The sequence below is a fragment of the Streptomyces sp. NPDC059452 genome, assembly GCF_042750035.1.
GTDB lineage: Bacteria > Actinomycetota > Actinomycetes > Streptomycetales > Streptomycetaceae > Streptomyces.
This window is the reverse complement of sequence record NZ_JBHYVE010000001.1, coordinates 576,007-590,605: the sequence shown is the minus strand read 5'-3', so window position 1 is coordinate 590,605 and position 14,599 is coordinate 576,007. Positions and strand designations below refer to the sequence as shown.

General features: G+C 70.6%; 19 protein-coding genes. 7 read left to right on the top strand and 12 right to left on the bottom strand.

The window, feature by feature from the left end; all coding sequences use genetic code 11:
• Positions 1-45 precede the first annotated feature (45 nt).
• A complete protein-coding gene (locus ACFW9Z_RS02715) occupies positions 46-672 on the top strand; it encodes a TetR/AcrR family transcriptional regulator (RefSeq protein ID WP_384633197.1) in 627 nt (208 codons plus the stop codon).
• 35 nt (positions 673-707) lie between these two features.
• Here the strand turns inward: ACFW9Z_RS02715 and ACFW9Z_RS02710 are convergent, their stop codons facing one another.
• From ACFW9Z_RS02710 to ACFW9Z_RS02685, 6 genes are all read right to left on the bottom strand, one after another.
• Positions 708-1,118, bottom strand: coding sequence for a hypothetical protein (locus ACFW9Z_RS02710; protein WP_384633194.1), 411 nt, complete (start codon positions 1,116-1,118; stop codon positions 708-710).
• A gap of 128 nt (positions 1,119-1,246) precedes the next feature.
• Complete coding sequence (locus ACFW9Z_RS02705) at positions 1,247-1,609, bottom strand: hypothetical protein (RefSeq protein WP_384633191.1); 363 nt, start codon at positions 1,607-1,609, stop codon at positions 1,247-1,249.
• Between the two features lie 40 nt (positions 1,610-1,649).
• Positions 1,650-2,543: a radical SAM protein gene (locus ACFW9Z_RS02700; protein ID WP_384633385.1), complete on the bottom strand. Its 894-nt coding sequence runs from the start codon at positions 2,541-2,543 to the stop codon at positions 1,650-1,652.
• A 68-nt stretch (positions 2,544-2,611) separates the two neighbouring features.
• On the bottom strand, positions 2,612-3,064 hold the full coding sequence (locus ACFW9Z_RS02695) for a hypothetical protein (RefSeq protein ID WP_384633188.1): 453 nt from the start codon (positions 3,062-3,064) through the stop codon (positions 2,612-2,614).
• Positions 3,061-3,273: a hypothetical protein gene (locus tag ACFW9Z_RS02690; protein ID WP_384633185.1), complete on the bottom strand. Its 213-nt coding sequence runs from the start codon at positions 3,271-3,273 to the stop codon at positions 3,061-3,063. Before ACFW9Z_RS02690 ends, ACFW9Z_RS02695 begins: the two co-directional genes overlap by 4 nt.
• Positions 3,270-3,671: an ATP-binding protein gene (locus ACFW9Z_RS02685; protein WP_384633182.1), complete on the bottom strand. Its 402-nt coding sequence runs from the start codon at positions 3,669-3,671 to the stop codon at positions 3,270-3,272. The genes ACFW9Z_RS02690 and ACFW9Z_RS02685 overlap by 4 nt, the downstream gene beginning before the upstream one ends.
• A gap of 207 nt (positions 3,672-3,878) precedes the next feature.
• Between ACFW9Z_RS02685 and ACFW9Z_RS02680 the strand changes: the two genes are divergently transcribed.
• Genes ACFW9Z_RS02680 through ACFW9Z_RS02670 form a run of 3 tightly spaced genes read left to right on the top strand, consistent with a single transcriptional unit; the run spans position 3,879 to position 5,208 of the window.
• Positions 3,879-4,760, top strand: a complete 882-nt coding sequence (locus tag ACFW9Z_RS02680; RefSeq protein WP_384633179.1) for a helix-turn-helix domain-containing protein — start codon at positions 3,879-3,881, stop codon at positions 4,758-4,760.
• Entirely contained in the window at positions 4,757-4,966 is a 210-nt protein-coding gene (locus ACFW9Z_RS02675) for a DUF397 domain-containing protein (protein WP_384633176.1), read from the top strand. The genes ACFW9Z_RS02680 and ACFW9Z_RS02675 overlap by 4 nt, the downstream gene beginning before the upstream one ends.
• A 35-nt stretch (positions 4,967-5,001) precedes the next feature.
• The gene (locus ACFW9Z_RS02670; RefSeq protein ID WP_384633173.1) at positions 5,002-5,208 is read left to right on the top strand and encodes a DUF397 domain-containing protein; all 207 of its coding nucleotides are present in this window, start codon (positions 5,002-5,004) and stop codon (positions 5,206-5,208) included.
• A 62-nt stretch (positions 5,209-5,270) separates the two neighbouring features.
• On the opposite strand, the gene ACFW9Z_RS02665 is transcribed toward ACFW9Z_RS02670, so the two are convergent.
• Both ACFW9Z_RS02665 and ACFW9Z_RS02660 read right to left on the bottom strand, forming a co-directional pair.
• Positions 5,271-5,807, bottom strand: a complete 537-nt coding sequence (locus tag ACFW9Z_RS02665) for a DinB family protein (protein WP_384633170.1) — start codon at positions 5,805-5,807, stop codon at positions 5,271-5,273.
• A 91-nt stretch (positions 5,808-5,898) separates the two neighbouring features.
• Positions 5,899-6,561, bottom strand: a complete 663-nt coding sequence (locus tag ACFW9Z_RS02660; RefSeq protein WP_384633168.1) for a CatB-related O-acetyltransferase — start codon at positions 6,559-6,561, stop codon at positions 5,899-5,901.
• 102 nt (positions 6,562-6,663) lie between these two features.
• Between ACFW9Z_RS02660 and ACFW9Z_RS02655 the strand changes: the two genes are divergently transcribed.
• A complete protein-coding gene (locus tag ACFW9Z_RS02655; RefSeq protein ID WP_384633165.1) occupies positions 6,664-7,443 on the top strand; it encodes a hypothetical protein in 780 nt (259 codons plus the stop codon).
• Between the two features lie 18 nt (positions 7,444-7,461).
• Here the strand turns inward: ACFW9Z_RS02655 and ACFW9Z_RS02650 are convergent, their stop codons facing one another.
• Positions 7,462-8,997, bottom strand: coding sequence for an MFS transporter (locus tag ACFW9Z_RS02650; protein WP_384633162.1), 1,536 nt, complete (start codon positions 8,995-8,997; stop codon positions 7,462-7,464).
• 211 nt (positions 8,998-9,208) lie between these two features.
• Between ACFW9Z_RS02650 and ACFW9Z_RS02645 the strand changes: the two genes are divergently transcribed.
• Positions 9,209-10,117 (top strand): helix-turn-helix transcriptional regulator, encoded by a 909-nt coding sequence (locus ACFW9Z_RS02645; RefSeq protein ID WP_384633159.1) that lies wholly within the window; start codon positions 9,209-9,211, stop codon positions 10,115-10,117.
• A 1-nt stretch (position 10,118) separates the two neighbouring features.
• Here ACFW9Z_RS02645 and ACFW9Z_RS02640 read toward each other — a convergent pair whose 3' ends face one another.
• From ACFW9Z_RS02640 to ACFW9Z_RS02630, 3 genes are all read right to left on the bottom strand, one after another.
• A complete protein-coding gene (locus tag ACFW9Z_RS02640) occupies positions 10,119-10,862 on the bottom strand; it encodes a DUF2071 domain-containing protein (RefSeq protein ID WP_384633157.1) in 744 nt (247 codons plus the stop codon).
• Positions 10,859-11,203: a metalloregulator ArsR/SmtB family transcription factor gene (locus tag ACFW9Z_RS02635; protein ID WP_384633154.1), complete on the bottom strand. Its 345-nt coding sequence runs from the start codon at positions 11,201-11,203 to the stop codon at positions 10,859-10,861. The genes ACFW9Z_RS02640 and ACFW9Z_RS02635 overlap by 4 nt, the downstream gene beginning before the upstream one ends.
• 165 nt (positions 11,204-11,368) lie before the next feature.
• The gene (locus ACFW9Z_RS02630; protein ID WP_093687176.1) at positions 11,369-12,010 is read right to left on the bottom strand and encodes a superoxide dismutase; all 642 of its coding nucleotides are present in this window, start codon (positions 12,008-12,010) and stop codon (positions 11,369-11,371) included.
• 317 nt (positions 12,011-12,327) lie between these two features.
• On the opposite strand from ACFW9Z_RS02630, the gene tkt reads away from it, so the two are divergent.
• Positions 12,328-14,574: a transketolase gene (gene tkt / locus ACFW9Z_RS02625; protein WP_384633149.1), complete on the top strand. Its 2,247-nt coding sequence runs from the start codon at positions 12,328-12,330 to the stop codon at positions 14,572-14,574.
• Positions 14,575-14,599 lie beyond the last annotated feature (25 nt).

Sequence of the window (14,599 nt, the reverse complement as noted above, 5' to 3'; positions counted from 1 at the left end):
GGTAGCGGAGGCGGGAGTGACACACCAGCGCGAGAGAATCCGGGTATGACAGCACAGGGCGGCACCGAACCGCCGAAGGGCAGGCCGAAGGACCCGCGCGTGGACGCGGCGCTGCTCGACGCGGCGATCGAGGTCCTGAACGAGTCGGGCTGGGCCGCCTTCACCACCACGGCCGTCGCCCGCCGCGCCGGAGCCTCCACCGCGTCCCTCTACCGCCGCTGGCCCTCCAAGCAGGCCCTCGCGGGTGCCGTCGCCCGGCACATCGCCCTGGACGAACTGGGCGGCATCGACACCGGCTCCCTGGAGGGCGACCTCCGGGAGCTGCTGTCCCACAAACGCCGCATCCTGGAGAACACCACGGGCCCCGCCCTCCTCTCCCTGATGGGCCAGGCCCCGCACGACGAGGAACTGCGCCGCATCCTCCACGACGACGTGTACGCGGTGGTCCGCGACCAACTGGAGACACTCATCGCCCAGGCAGTCACCCGCGGCGAACTGGAAGACCCGCTCGACGCGTCCCGGCTCGACGTCCTGACCCTGGTCCTGGTGGGCACCACGGTGGCCCGCTCGGTCTTCCTCACCCGCCCGGGGGAGGTCGACGCCGACACGGTGGAGACGGAACTGCACCTGCTCCTGGCGGCGCTTCCGCGCAGGGCCACCCCCGGCGCCTGATCGCCTTGCTCCTGCCCTCTCGGGTGGAGCCGATATCAGGGCTCGTCGGTGCCTGCTCCGTTGTGTTGGGTGATGAGTTCGCCGAGTGGGTCGGTGACGGAGAAGGAGTGGGGGCCGTGGTGATGGTCGGCGTACGCGCATGAAGTGACGGTGTGGGTGAGGAAGTTGCGGAGAAGGGCGGGGCAGGCGGGGAGGACGTCGAGCCGGTAGAGGCGGTGGGTTCCGGTGCCGGTCCACAGGAGCCAGAGGTCGCGGTCGTCTCGGGTGTCGGCGGTCCAGAGGTGGGCGGCGTGCTCCACCGTCTCGTCGTGCTCGCCCAGTTCGCAGAGGAGGAAGTCGTCCCGGTGGAGGACGTCCGGCGGGTGGGCGGGGCCGCCTTTCATGGTGGCGAGCGCGAGGAGCGCTTCGAAGTAGGGGACGTCGGTCACGGCGGTGCATTGCAGCACGGGAGTGGGTCTTTCCTTTGTGGTGCCGTGGGCAGTACGAAGCCCCGCCCACGGCTCGGGTCAGGCAGTACGGGGGCGGGGCTCGTGCTCTCGGAGGGGGGCTGGAGAGCGGGTTCAGGTAGGCGGCTCTATCGGTTTTCGCTCTCCGGTGTGCTCACGTTCGAGGCCCGCGCTCGCAACTCGGCCAGCGAACGGTGATACAGGGTGTCTCCCGCGTAGTTCGTGTGGGCGGGAGCAGGCGAAGCGTCCTCGATCACGCGTTGTGCGGCGGCCTTGAGTACGGCGCCCCAGGCCAGGACGTGCTGCTGCGCGGCTCGTCCGCACTGCTGTGGTTCACCGGGGAGGCACAGCGGCAGGGGTTCAGGCAGAAGCTTGTTCGCGGAGTGCCGGACATACCGTGCGACGCTCAGCCACTCCTCCTCGCTCCGGTGCTGGGTGGCGCTGCCCAGGTCGCCGCACCACGCGCCGAAGTCGTCTCCGTGATCGTGCATGCTCGCTGTCTCCTGTACGGGTCGGGCGGGTGTGCCGATATCAGGCGCCGTCCGCCAACTTGCTTGCCTCTTGCGGGTCACAGTGCCCCACAGACGGGACGCAGGGGCCGCATGGTCCGCACATCGGCAGGAACTGCGGTGGGGTGCACGACTGGACACCGCTTCCGTGCACAGCCGTGATTTCTGCGGTGACCTTTGCCGCTTTCTCTCCGGTCCATGCCTCGGCAACCGAAGTGGTCCTGACATTGCCCATCGTGAGGAACCGTCCGAGGACGCATGGCCACATGTCGCCCGTGGGGCCGATGGCGCACTTCTCCTGCGCACAGTGCCCGCACAGATTTTTGACGGTGGGCGAGTCCCCCTTGCCTGCCCGTCCGAACGCACGGGTCCGGTCTCCGCCCACCTGCGGAACGCCGAGCGACACCAGGTCTCGGGCGGCTTCCTGCACACGCTGCCCTTCTCGTACGGCGACGACTCCGCCTCGCACGGGAATGCCGAGTTGCAGGGCCTTCCGGACGTTGTCACGCGTCTTCTTGTGCGAGCCGCGAAGCCGTGTCACCTGGTCGTGTTCCCCGGGAGCGTCCGAGTAGTACGAGGTGGCGAGCTTGACGCCGTACCGCTGGAACGCGTGCCACAAGGGTTCGCGGATGTGCGTCATGTTCGAGAACACTTCAATGCCGAGCCCGCGCCTGTGAGCGTGCTCGATCAGCTTGGGCAGGCCCGGGTGGAGAGTCGGCTCGCCGCCGATGAACTGCACGTCCAGGACACCCATGTCAGCGAGTTGGTCCACTACGTCCACCCAGTCCGGTACGGACATGGACCCGTGCGTCCCTTGAGGGGACGAGTCGGCGTAACAGTGATCGCAGAACTCATTGCAGAGCGCTGTGATCTCCAGCCATGCGAATCGAAGCGACGATAAAGTCGATGCCGCCATGAGCGGTCCCTTCTTCTGTGTCGGTTGGTCCTCCGGGGCGGCGCCTGCCTTGTGCTGCTGAGCAAAGGTCATCCGGCCAGGGCGGAGTTTCGGGTCCGGGCCCCATACGGCGGGGTGGGCTTCCCCGATGAGAGCGCGCGGTCGACGGCCCGGTGCGGCTGTACGGGCCATCCGGCGAGGGTGACGCGCAGTCCGGTGGCGGGGTCGGCCACGGTGAGCAGGGCGGGGAGCCCGGACTCCAGGGCGCGTATCGCGTCGTCCTGGAGGTCGTCGTCACCGGCCCAGGCCCGGAGTCCTTCCGGGGCGTCGGAGCCGTGGAAGGTGACCGGGCGGACATCCCGCGCCCGCAGCCACGGCGAGGACGCAGGCAGGTCCCGCCCATGCCCGTCCGCGAGCCGCAACGCCTGCCGCCGGAGCCACCGCAGGACCAGCCGCCGGTTGGGTACGGAGACCCCACCGAGCCACAACGCCCTCCCCCCGGCCCTCACCGTGACAGCCGCCACATAATCCAGATCCCTCATACGCCACGCCCACCACGGTCCGGACACACCACACGCCGCAACCGCTCAGCCGCCACCTCGACCGCGCTCACCACCGCCTCCCGCTCCGCATCCTGGTCCGCGATCGCCGCGTCCAACTCGGCAAGGAACAGAGCCCGGTACGCGGGGTCGGCCTCGATGCGCACCAGCTCGGCGAAGGGTGAGCGCGGGCGGTGGGGGAGGGGCTTCACAGGGAAGGGGTTCCGGTGGTGAGCTGAGCCCAGACGGTCTTTCCGGGGTTGCGCGGGCGCACGCCCCACCGCTCGGCGAGCGCGTCGACGATGAGCAGTCCCCGGCCGGACGTGTCGTCGTCGGCGGGCTTGCGGAGCTCCGGCATCAGCCACTGGTAGGAGTCGGCCACCTCCAGGATGAGCACGCCGTTCCGGCGCCGTAACCCCAACTCGAAGTAGTCGCCGGTGCCGTGGGCGTGGGTGACGACGTTGGTCGCCAACTCGCTGGCGATCAGCGACGCGTCGTCGGCCAGCCCGCCGAGCTTCCACCCGACCAGGACCGTTCTGACGTGCCGTCGAGCGGCGGGGATGGAGTCCCTGCGGACCCGGAACCTCTTGCTGTCTGTGCGCCCGGACATACGTCCCCCAAGGTCGTGGGCAGGCGGAACCAAGATCACCTGACGTGCTGGGTTCAGCACTCGGTGTGACGCAATCAACGCTAGGGGTCGGGTGGAACGCAAGGCAAGCAGTTCTGTGATGCAAGCTTGCATTCACTCGTACGGGGCAACTCGCTAGCGAGAGCGAACAGTTGCCAGGCAGACTGGCCAGAAGGGAGAGGGGGAGCTATGCCCGCAGGTGGGAAGTCCACGGTCCGCAGTCGAAGGCTGGGGGCCACGCTCAAGCGGCTACGGCTCAACGCGTGCCTCGATCAGGAGCACGCCGCCGAAGCGGTCGACTGTTCCACTGCCAAGATCAGCAGAGTCGAGTCCGGCACGGTCAGTGCGCGCATCGGTGACGTTCGCGTGCTGCTTGACCTCTACGGGGTCAAGGATCAGGTCGAGCGCAGTCGACTGGAGAAGCTGGCGCGCGACAGCAACAAGCGCGGCTGGTGGCTCAACTTCCCTTTCCAGTCACCCACGATCGAGCGGCTGGGCGACTTCCTGTCGCTGGAGACGGACGCGACGTACATCCGGTCCTGGCAGCCCGTCTTCATTCCTGGCCTGCTCCAGACACCGGACTACACCAAGGCCCTGACCGAGGCCAATCCTGAGGTCCTCAGCGCCGAAGCGGCCGACGGCATCGTCAAGGTGCGGCAGGAGCGGCGGCGGGTCTTCGAGGAGTCGGGCGCGCGGTTCGCCGCCGTCATCTGGGAGCCCGCGATCGCCGGCCCGATGCCTTCGCCGACCGTTCATCGCGAGCAGTTGGCGCACCTCGTCAAGATGGCCAAGCAGCCCAATATGACCATCCAGGTGCTGCCCCAGAGCGAGTGGGCGGCGGCCCGTGTCTCGCCCGGGTTCGTAGCGCTCTCCTATGCGCATGAGGCATCGCCCGAAGCCATCGTGCAGGACACACTGGTCAACAGCGTGATTCTGGAAGATCATGAGGACATGGCGGGGTACGTCCACGCGTTCGACACGCTCAGGTCTGCGGCCCTCACTCCTGATCGGAGCATCGCCTTCATCCGTAGCGCCATGGACGGCATCACCACGGAGAACGAGGAATCTTGACCAGCCAGCAAGTCGTCAGTCCTTTCGCCAAGTCGACTTTCTCCGGGGGAGGGTCGGCCAACGAGTGTGTCGAGGTGGCCTGTACGGCTGACGGCGGCCGCGCGGTGCGGGACAGCAAGGACCCGGCTGGCGGGCTCCAGTTCTACGGCCCTGGCCATTGGGCAGCGTTCATCGACGGGGTGAAGGTCGGCGCGTTCGAGGGCTGACCGTCAGAGCAGAGCTTCGGCGAGAGGGGACAGCGGTGAAGCGGCAACAGGTCATCACGGAGTTCAAGAAGTCCAGCGCCTCGCAGGGCGGCCAGCAGGAGTGCGTCGAGGTCGCCCACACCGCCGACGGCGGCCGGGCCGTGCGCGACAGCAAGGACCCGGGTGGCGGGCTCCAGTTCTACGGCCCCGGGCACTGGGCCGCGTTCATTGACGGTGTGAAAGCCGGTGCCTTCGAGGGCTGACCGGGTCGGGGCGGGCGGCGGGCCGGGCGGGCCGGGGTTTTCGGCGGCCGCCCGGCGGCGTGTTACTCCCCGACGAGCCCGTCCACCGATTCCCGGATCAGGTCGGCGTGCCCGATGTGGCGCGCGTACTCCTCGATCATGTCGATCAGGATGCGCCGCAGATTGGGCGACTTGCCGTCGGCGGTGGTGAACCGGCCCAGCTGCTCCGGGCCGCCGTGCGTGAGTGCCTCGTCGACCACGGCGAGGGAGCGGGCCACGGCGGCCTGCCACAGCTCCATCAGCTGTTCCGGGGTGTCGTCGGCGGCCGACTTCCAGTCCCAGTCGGGTTCGGCGTCCCAGTCCACCGTGTCCCAGGGGGCGCCCGGGCCCTGGGCGAGCAGGAGGCGGGAGAAATGGGCGTCCTCGACATGGGCCATGTGCTTGAGCAGGCCGCCCAGGGTCATCGTGGAGACGCCGACCGTCGCCCTCGTACCGGCCGCGTCCAGGCCGCCGCACTTCCATGCGAAAGTCGCGCGCTGGCGCTCCAGGGAGCCCAGAAGGGCAGCGGCCTCGTCACCGGCGAGCGGAGGCTCCGGGCGTTCTTGATCAACTGTGGTCATGGGCGGTGACTTTACTTGGGGGCGGGTCTCCGACCAGGTGTTTCGTAGCTGTCGGCAGTAGATCCGCACGCTGCCGAGGAGTTGGGAAGCCTCAGTGCCCCGTCCCCGGAGCCGCCGCCTCCAACTCGGCCACCGTGCCCGACATCACCGTACGGATGTGGCGGGTCAGGTGGTCCGCGGGCCAGTCCCACCAGGCCACCGCCCGCAGGCGTGCGATGTCCGCCTCCTCGTACCGGGTGCGGATCAGGCGGGCCGGGTTGCCGCCGACGATGCCGTAGTCCGGGACGTCCGAGACGACCACGGACCGCGAGCTGACGATCGCGCCGTGGCCGATCCGGACGCCCGGCATGATCACCGCCTCGTAGCCGATCCACACGTCGTTGCCGATCACCGTGTCGCCCCGGTTGGGCAGGCCCGTCAGCAGGTCGAAGTGGTCCGACCAGGAGCCGCCGAGCGTCGGGAACGGGAACGTGGACGGGCCGTCCATGCGGTGGTTGGCGCCGTTCATGATGAACCGCACCCCTGTCCCCAGCGCGCAGAACTTGCCGATGACCAGGCGCTCCGGGCCGTAGTGGTAGAGCACGTTCCGGGTCTCGAACTCCGTGGCGTGCTCGGGATCGTCGTAGTACGAGTACTCCCCGGCCTCGATCAGCTCCGAGGTGACCAGCGGCTTGAGCTGCACCACCCGTGGCTGGCCGGGCATCGGGTGCAGGACGGTGGGGTCGGCCGGGACGGGGGTGGGGGCAGAACTCATGGGGCCGCTTTCCGGGAGCGTACGGGGGGAAGACCATCGTGGCAGCCGCGCTCCACCCACCGCGGGTATTCTTCCGTGCGGCCGGGGTGCGACGATGCACCGGTGCTGAACGCGATCGAAGCCGTGGACTGGGGCCGACTGCCGGGCCCCGCCGACCTGTACCGGCCCGACCACGCCGCCACCGGCCTGCGCGCCCTCGCTGCGGCGACGGGCCTCGTCCAGGCCGCCGACGCGGGCGCGCTCCTCGCGGGCGGCGGGCTTCTGCACGACCACAGCGGGGCGGTCTTCCCCGCGGCCGTCACCGCTGCCCCCTTCCTCCTCGCCATCGCCTGGCACGGGCACCCGCAGGCCGGGGCCACCGCCCTCGGACTGCTCGACGACGCCCTGGCGTTCGCCACCCGAGCCACCCGAGCCACCCGAGCCACCCGCGACGGGCGGCGTACCCGGGTGGCGACCCCGTACGCCGAAGCCGCCCCGATCTGCTGCGCCCTCGCGGACCACCTCCGAGGCGGCGCCGACCTTCTCGCCGCATCGGGGCGCGAGGGCAAGTGGCTGCTCGCCGAGGCAGCCGAGCACTGGCGGTTCGACGTCCAGGAGGCCGTGGCCGTGGCCGAGGGTGAGGGCGAGGGCGAGGGCGAGGGCGAGGGCGACGGTGCCGTGGCCTTCGGAGTGCTCGCGGGCCGCTTCCCGGGCGACGACGGTACGCAGGCGGCCGAGCTCCACAGGCTCGGCCGCATCGCCTTCCTCGAACAGGTCGTACTCCACTATCCGCCCGAGGACGGCACCCCCGACGCGTGCCTGCGCATCGGCGGCGTACGCCCGGATGAACTCGTATCTCCTGCTGTCCTGTTCCGGGCTCGGTGCGACGGTCCGATGCACTGAGCCAGGAGCCGGTCCCGATCAGCGAGCGCCGACTGCTCCACCACCACCCGCAGCGACGCCCTCCACGACAGCGGCCTCTCCCTGAGCCCCGTCATCCAGCACCTTCGGAACCCAGCGCAGGGTCAGCAGGCCGAGGAGGACGTGGAGCAGACCGGCGGTGACGGCGACGGCCCGGAGGCCGGTGACGAAGGCCCCCTTCGCCTGGTCGATCACCGCGGGCGCGAGTCCGGGAAGGCCGAGCGTCTCGCCGAACGTACCGGCGAGGTCAGGGCCCTGCACGCGGAAGACGAGGACGGACAGCGAACCGAGCAGCGCGATGCCGAGGGCGTTGCCGATCTCGTTGCTGGTCTCGGCGATCGCGGCCGCCGAACCGGCCCGTTCTGCGGGAACCGCGGCGACGGCCGTCTCGGCGACGAGGCTGAACGAGATGCCGTAGCCGACCCCGGCGAGAACCGTGGAGGCGATGTACCAGACCACCCCGCCGGAGGACGCGACCGGCAGCAGCAGGAGAAGGCCGGTGGCGACGAAGAGGTGGCACGTGACGAGCGCCGACCGCTTGCCGATCCGGGCGACCAGCAGCGGCGTCACGATGCACGTGACGGTGAGCAGCAGGGCCCCGGGGACGGCGAGGAGCGCGGCGCGCAGGATGGAGATCCCCAGTACGGACTGGAGGTAGACCCCCGACAGGTAGGCGGTCGCCGACCACGCGGCGAGCGGCAGAAGCCCGGTGACGATCGCGATGGTGAAGACCCGGTCCCGGAACAGGCCGAAGTCGATCAGCGGATGTTCGAGAGTGAGCTGCCGCCGGGCGAACCAGACCAGGACGGCCAGGCCTGCCAGCCCCACGGCCGCGATGCCCGCCGACCACCCCTCCGCCGCCAGGTGCTTGACGGCGTAGATGGTCAGCAGGAGGCCGGTCACGGACTGCACGACGCCCAGGACGTCGATACGGCCGGTCCGCGAGGTCGCCACCTCGCGGAGCAGGAACGGGGCCACGGCCAGGAACAGTACGAGCACCGGGAGGTTGACCAGGAAGACCGAGCCCCACCAGAAGTGGCTCAGCAACTGCCCACCCACAGCAGGCCCGATCGCGAACCCGGCGGCGAAGGCGGCGGCGAAGATGCCGATCGCCTGGGCCCGCTGCCGAGGGTCGGCGAACAGTTCGCTGAGCACCGCGAGCGCCGAGGGCAGCAGCGTCGCCCCGGCCAGACCCATGAGCGCCCGGAAGGCGATGAGCAGGTCGGGGCTCGACGCGAACGCCGCGCCCAGCGAGGCGAGACCGAACAGCGTCACACCGGCCATCAGCAGCTTCAGCCGGCCGTACCGGTCACCGATGCCGCCGAAGGTGATGAGCAGGGAGCCGACGACGAATCCGTAGATGTCCAGCGTCCACAGCGCCTGGTCGGCGGTCGGCGAGAGGGCTTCGGTGACCTTCGGCATGGCCAGGAACAGCACCGAGCCGTCCATCGCGACCAGCAGAACCGGGCCGAGAATCACCGAGAGGCCCAGCCAGGCCCGCAGACCGGGCTTGTGGGGAGCAGCAGTTTCCTTCATGCATACGAGCGTGGGATCGCCCGGGGCAGGCAACCAGCCCCACGCCATGGGGACACCCCGCAGGGATACCCAGGAGGGATGCCCAGGGATGCCCAGGGATGCCCAGGGATGCCCAGGGATGCCCAGGGATGCCCAGGGATAGCCAGGAGGGATACCCCGAGATATCCAGGGACGCCCCTGGCCCCCGCCCCGCGCTCCTACACTCGGAGCCATGGCCATGGAACCGCAGAGCCTCGGGACGTTCCTCAGGACCCGCCGCGCCCGGGTCACACCGGCCGACATCGGACTCCGTACGTACGGCACCTCCCGCCGCGTCCCCGGACTCCGGCGGGAGGAGCTGGCCCAGCTCGCCGGGGTGAGCGTCGGCTACTACACCCGGCTGGAGCAGGACCAGGCCGGAACCGCCTCCCGGCAGGTCCTCGACGCACTCGCCCGCATCCTCATGCTCGACCCCGCGGAGACCGCCCACCTGCACAACCTCGCGCTCCGGCGGGCGGAGCCGCGTATGGTCCGCCCGCAGCGCCCACGGCTGCATCCCCGGGTGCTCGCGCTGCTCACGTCCCTGGGGCGGAACACCCCGGCCGTCGTCCTCGGCCGCCGGGGTGACGTACTGGCGTGGAACCGCACCGGACACGCCCTCACCGCCGAGCACATCGACTTCGACGCACCCCAGGACCCCGCACGACGGCCGTCCGTCCCACGGATGTTCTTCCTCGACCCTCACACCCGCGACCTGCACGAGAACTGGGCCGAACTCGCCCGGATCCATGTGGCCTACCTGCGGTTCACCGCAGGGCGGTACCCCACCGACCGCCGACTGGCCGAGCTGATCGGTGAACTCGCCATGCGCAGCGACGACTTCGCCCGGCTGTGGGCCACCGGCGATGTCGCCGACTGCACCGTGGGCACCATGCTGATGCGGCACCCGACCGTCGGCAGGGTCAGCGTCGACTACCAGGTGTGGCTCCAACCCGACATCCCCGACCACCGGTTGGAGATCTACACCGCCAACGACGAACCCTCGGCCGACGCGCTGCGCCTGCTGTCCGGCAGCCAGGGTTCCGGTCGCCACCTCCCCGGGGCCGCCCCCTCGGCAGCCCCCTCGGCGACGCCCCGCTGACCTACGCGGCCCCCGCCCCGCACTCCACCCGGAACGGCTCCCCCTGCGACCAGTCCGCCGGTACGCCCCGCATCACCAGCGCACTGTCCAGCACCGCGCTGCCGGGCGGGAAGCGGTCCAGGTCCTCGAAGAACGAGGAGCGTACGGTACGGGGTCGGCCCGCGGTCACCTTCCAGGCGTCCGTGGACAGCTCCAGGACGTCCAGGTGGGTGCCCCCGGTGTTGGGGGAGAGGCCCCGGTGGCCCAGGCGGAAGAACTCCGACGCCTCCCCCAGGTCCGTGAACAGCTCGCTCCCGCGCAGCTCCTCGGCCTGCTCCACCGTCGCGTCGACCTCCACCTGCCCGTCCCGGGTCGTGAAGGCCACCCGTACCGCGTCGGCCTCCTCCCGCACCGTGAAGTCCGCCCGGCCGTGCTCGCCCGGGTAGATCCGGCCGCCCGCGAAGGCGTTGAGGCGGGAGGCGGTGTCGCGGCGCGGGATGTAGACGCCGCGCTCCACACCGTCCGGGCCGTCCCACTCGACGGAGATCCGGTGCGCCGCGTTCTCGCTGGTCAGGCCGGTCGCGGCCGGGGCCCAGCCGGGGCGGACGCCGCCGATCCGGAGCAGGCAGATCCCCGCCACCGCCTGGCCGCGCACCAGTTGGGGCCGCAGCGGCGCGGGCAGCAGGGCCGCCGCGATGTACGGGTCCACCCGGTAGTTCACCAGGAGGCGCCGCTCGATGACGCTGGAGAGCCGGGACCGGATCACTGGGCATCGCCTTCCGGGGCGGGGCGCCACTTGGTGTGGCGGAGCACGATCTGTTCGGGGCATACGGCGCTCAGGAAGCGCCCCACGCACATGGCGAGGCGCTCCTCGGCGAGCGAGTAGAGGATGCGGTTGGCGTCGCGGCGCTCGGTGACGAGCCCGGCCCCCTTGAGGACGCCGAGGTGGCGCGAGATGGACGGGGCGCTGATCGAGAACCGGCTCGCGATCTCCCCGGCGGCCAGCTCGCCCCCGCGCAGATCCTCCAGGATCTGGCGCCTGGTGGGGTCGGCGAGGGCACGAAAGGCGCTCGCCTCGTCGTCGGGGGCGGTGGAAGGTGGTTCCATGCTCCATATTTAGCATATGAGCTAAGCAGCTAACAACCGAGGTCCGGGCATGGGAAAACCCCCGCGAGTCACGTCCTCGCGGGGGCTTTCCGTCCATCCGCCTGCCGAAGTGAAGGTTGAGAAGACGATCACGAGGCAGGGCGTCTGTGGTGCGTCGGCGTCACATCAGGGAGCGAGCAGCAGCACGTCCGCGCGCTCCTTGGCGGCCGCGTAACGCTTCGCCACGTCCTGCCAGTTGACGACCTGCCACATCGCCTCGATGAAGTCCACCTTCTGGTTCTTGTACTGAAGGTAGAAGGCGTGCTCCCAGGCGTCGAAGACCAGGATCGGGACCGAGCCCTGGCCCACGTTGCCCTGGTGGTCGTAGACCTGCTCGACGATCAGCTTGCCGCTGAGGGGCTCGTACGCGAGCACGCCCCAGCCGGAACCCTGGGTGGTGGCCGAGGCCTTCGTCAGCTGGGACTTGAAGCCCGCGAACGTGCCGAAGGACTCGGTGATCGCGTCGGCGAGGTCGCCCACGCCGTCCGCCGCGAGGGGCTCGCCGCCGCCGTCGCCGGTCATGTTGTGCCAGTAGATCGAGTGCAGGATGTGGCCGGAGAGGTGGAACGCGAGGTTCTTCTGGAGGCCGTTGATCGCTCCCCAGGCCTCCTTGTCGCGGGCCTCTTCCAGCTGCTCCAGGGTGTCGTTCGCGCCCTTGACGTACGCGGCGTGGTGCTTGTCGTGGTGCAGCTCGATGATCTGCGGGTTGATGACCGGTTCGAGCGCCGCGTAGTCGTACGGGAGTTCCGGGAGCGTGTACGTGGCCATGATGCGAGCCCTCCGACTGCTGGGAATGCCGTCCAGTTGTTATTGCAACCTATATGCAAGAGCAGGCTAACAGCAGGAGTGATCCGAAGTGATCAGCCCTTCGGCCTAGGACCTGCGGCGCTGTTCTTCCTGCCGCACCACCCCTCCTCCCTTTTGTCCCGCACAAGTGATTTGCTCCTTCTGTCGTTCTGTGTACGCCACCGCACGTTTGGACCCGCTGTTCCGGGGGACCCGGCCAGGCAGCCGGGCGGCTCGGGGCCGGGGGACCGCAGGTGCGCCGCTCGCCGCCGCCCGCCCCCACCGACCAGGAGGACCTGATGGCACCCACCGACGCCCCCGACGGCCCGGACGCCCCCGAAGCGCCGGACGGTCCCGGCCGAGGCCGTGATCCGAAGCTCGCCCCGCCGGTCGCGGACGCGGCGGGCTGGGGTCCGCTCGACGTCCGTGCCGTCGACACCGTCCGGCTGCTGGCCGCCGACGCCGTGCAGAAGGCGGGCCACGGCCACCCCGGCACCGCGATGAGCCTGGCCCCGCTGGCGTACCTGCTCTTCCAGCAGGTCATGCGCCACGATCCGGCCGACGACCAGTGGCTCGGCCGGGACCGCTTCGTCCTCTCCTGCGGCCACTCCAGCCTCACCCTCTACATCCAGCTGTACCTGAGCGGGTACGGGATGGAGCTGGACGACCTGAAGGCGCTGCGCACCTGGGGTTCCAGCACCCCCGGCCACCCGGAGTACCGCCACACCCGGGGCGTCGAGATCACCACCGGACCGCTCGGCCAGGGGCTCGCCTCCGCCGTCGGCATGGCCATGGCGGCCCGCCGGGAGCGCGGCCTGCTCGACCCCGACGCGGCGCCCGGCACCAGCCCCTTCGACCACCATGTGTACGTCGTCGCCTCCGACGGCGACCTGATGGAAGGCGTCACGTCCGAGGCCAGTTCGCTGGCCGGACACCAGGAGCTCGGCAACCTCGTCGTCTTCTACGACTCCAACCACATCTCCATCGAGGACGACACCGACATCGCGTTCAGCGAGGACGTGACCGCCCGCTACTCCTCGTACGGCTGGCACGTCCAGACGGTCGACTTCACCCGGACCGGCGACTACGTGGAGGACGTCGACGCCCTTCTCGCCGCCGTCGAGGCCGCGAAGAACGAGAGCGGCCGCCCCTCCCTGATCCTGCTCCGTACGATCATCGGCTGGCCCGCGCCCACCAAGCAGAACACCGGCAAGGCCCACGGCTCCGCCCTCGGCGACGACGAGGTCGCCGCCACCAAGAAGCTGCTCGGCTTCGACCCGGACGCGGACTTCACCGTCGAGGACGACGTACTGAAGCACGCCCGTGCGGTACGGGAGCGGGGCGCCGAGGCCCACCGCTCCTGGCAGCCCCGTTACGAGGAGTGGCGCACCGCCCACCCCGAACGCGCCGTGCTCCTCGACCGGCTGCGGGAGCGGCGCCTGCCCGAGGGCTGGACCGACAGCCTCCCCGTCTTCGACCCCGACCCCAAGGGCATCGCCACCCGCAAGGCCTCCGGCGATGTGCTGACCGCGCTGGCCCCCGTGCTCCCCGAGCTGTGGGGCGGCTCGGCGGACCTCGCGGGCAGCAACAACACCACCATGGAGGGCGAGCCGTCCTTCGTGCCCGAGGGCAAGCAGACCGGTGAGTTCCCCGGCGACCCCTACGGCCGCACGCTCCACTTCGGCATCCGCGAGCACGCCATGGGGGCCGTGCTCAACGGCATCGCGCTCCAGAGCCTCACCCGGCCCTACGGCGGTACGTTCCTGATCTTCAGCGACTACATGCGCCCGGCCGTCCGCCTCGCCGCCCTGATGAAGCTCCCGGTCACCTACGTCTGGACCCACGACTCCATCGGCCTCGGCGAGGACGGCCCCACCCACCAGCCCGTCGAGCAACTGGCCGCACTCCGCGCGATCCCCGGCCTCGACGTCGTACGGCCCGCCGACGCCAACGAGACCTCCGTCTGCTGGCGCACGGTCCTGGAGCACCACGACCGGCCCGCCGGCCTCGCCCTGACCCGGCAGCCGCTGCCCGTCCTGGAGCGGGGGGAGGGCGGGTACGCCTCCGCCGAAGGGGCCGCCCGGGGCGGGTACGTCCTCGCCGACAGCCGTGGCGCCACACCCGACGTCATCCTCGTCGGTACGGGGTCGGAGGTCCATATCGCCCTGGAGGCCCGGGAGTTGCTGGCCGCCGAGGGGTGCGACGCGCGGGTGGTCTCCCTGCCCTGCCGCGAGTGGTTCGCCGACCAGCCGTACGTGTACCAGGACGCGGTGCTGCCGCCCGGCGTACGGGCCCGGGTCAGCGTCGAGGCCGCCGTGGCCCAGGGCTGGCGGGACGTCGTGGGCGACGCGGGCCGCATGGTCAGCCTGGAGCACTTCGGGGCCTCGGCCGACTACGAGCGGCTGTACGAGGAGTTCGGCATCACGCCCCGCGCGGTGGCCGACGCCGCCCGGGCGAGCATCCGCGCGGCCACGGGCCCGGTCCCGCCCGGCGGCGAACGCCCCGGCGCCTCCCCGACCGAGGGCGGCACCGGCGACGCCGGTTAGGACCTGTCCGGCCGATCATGGCCGG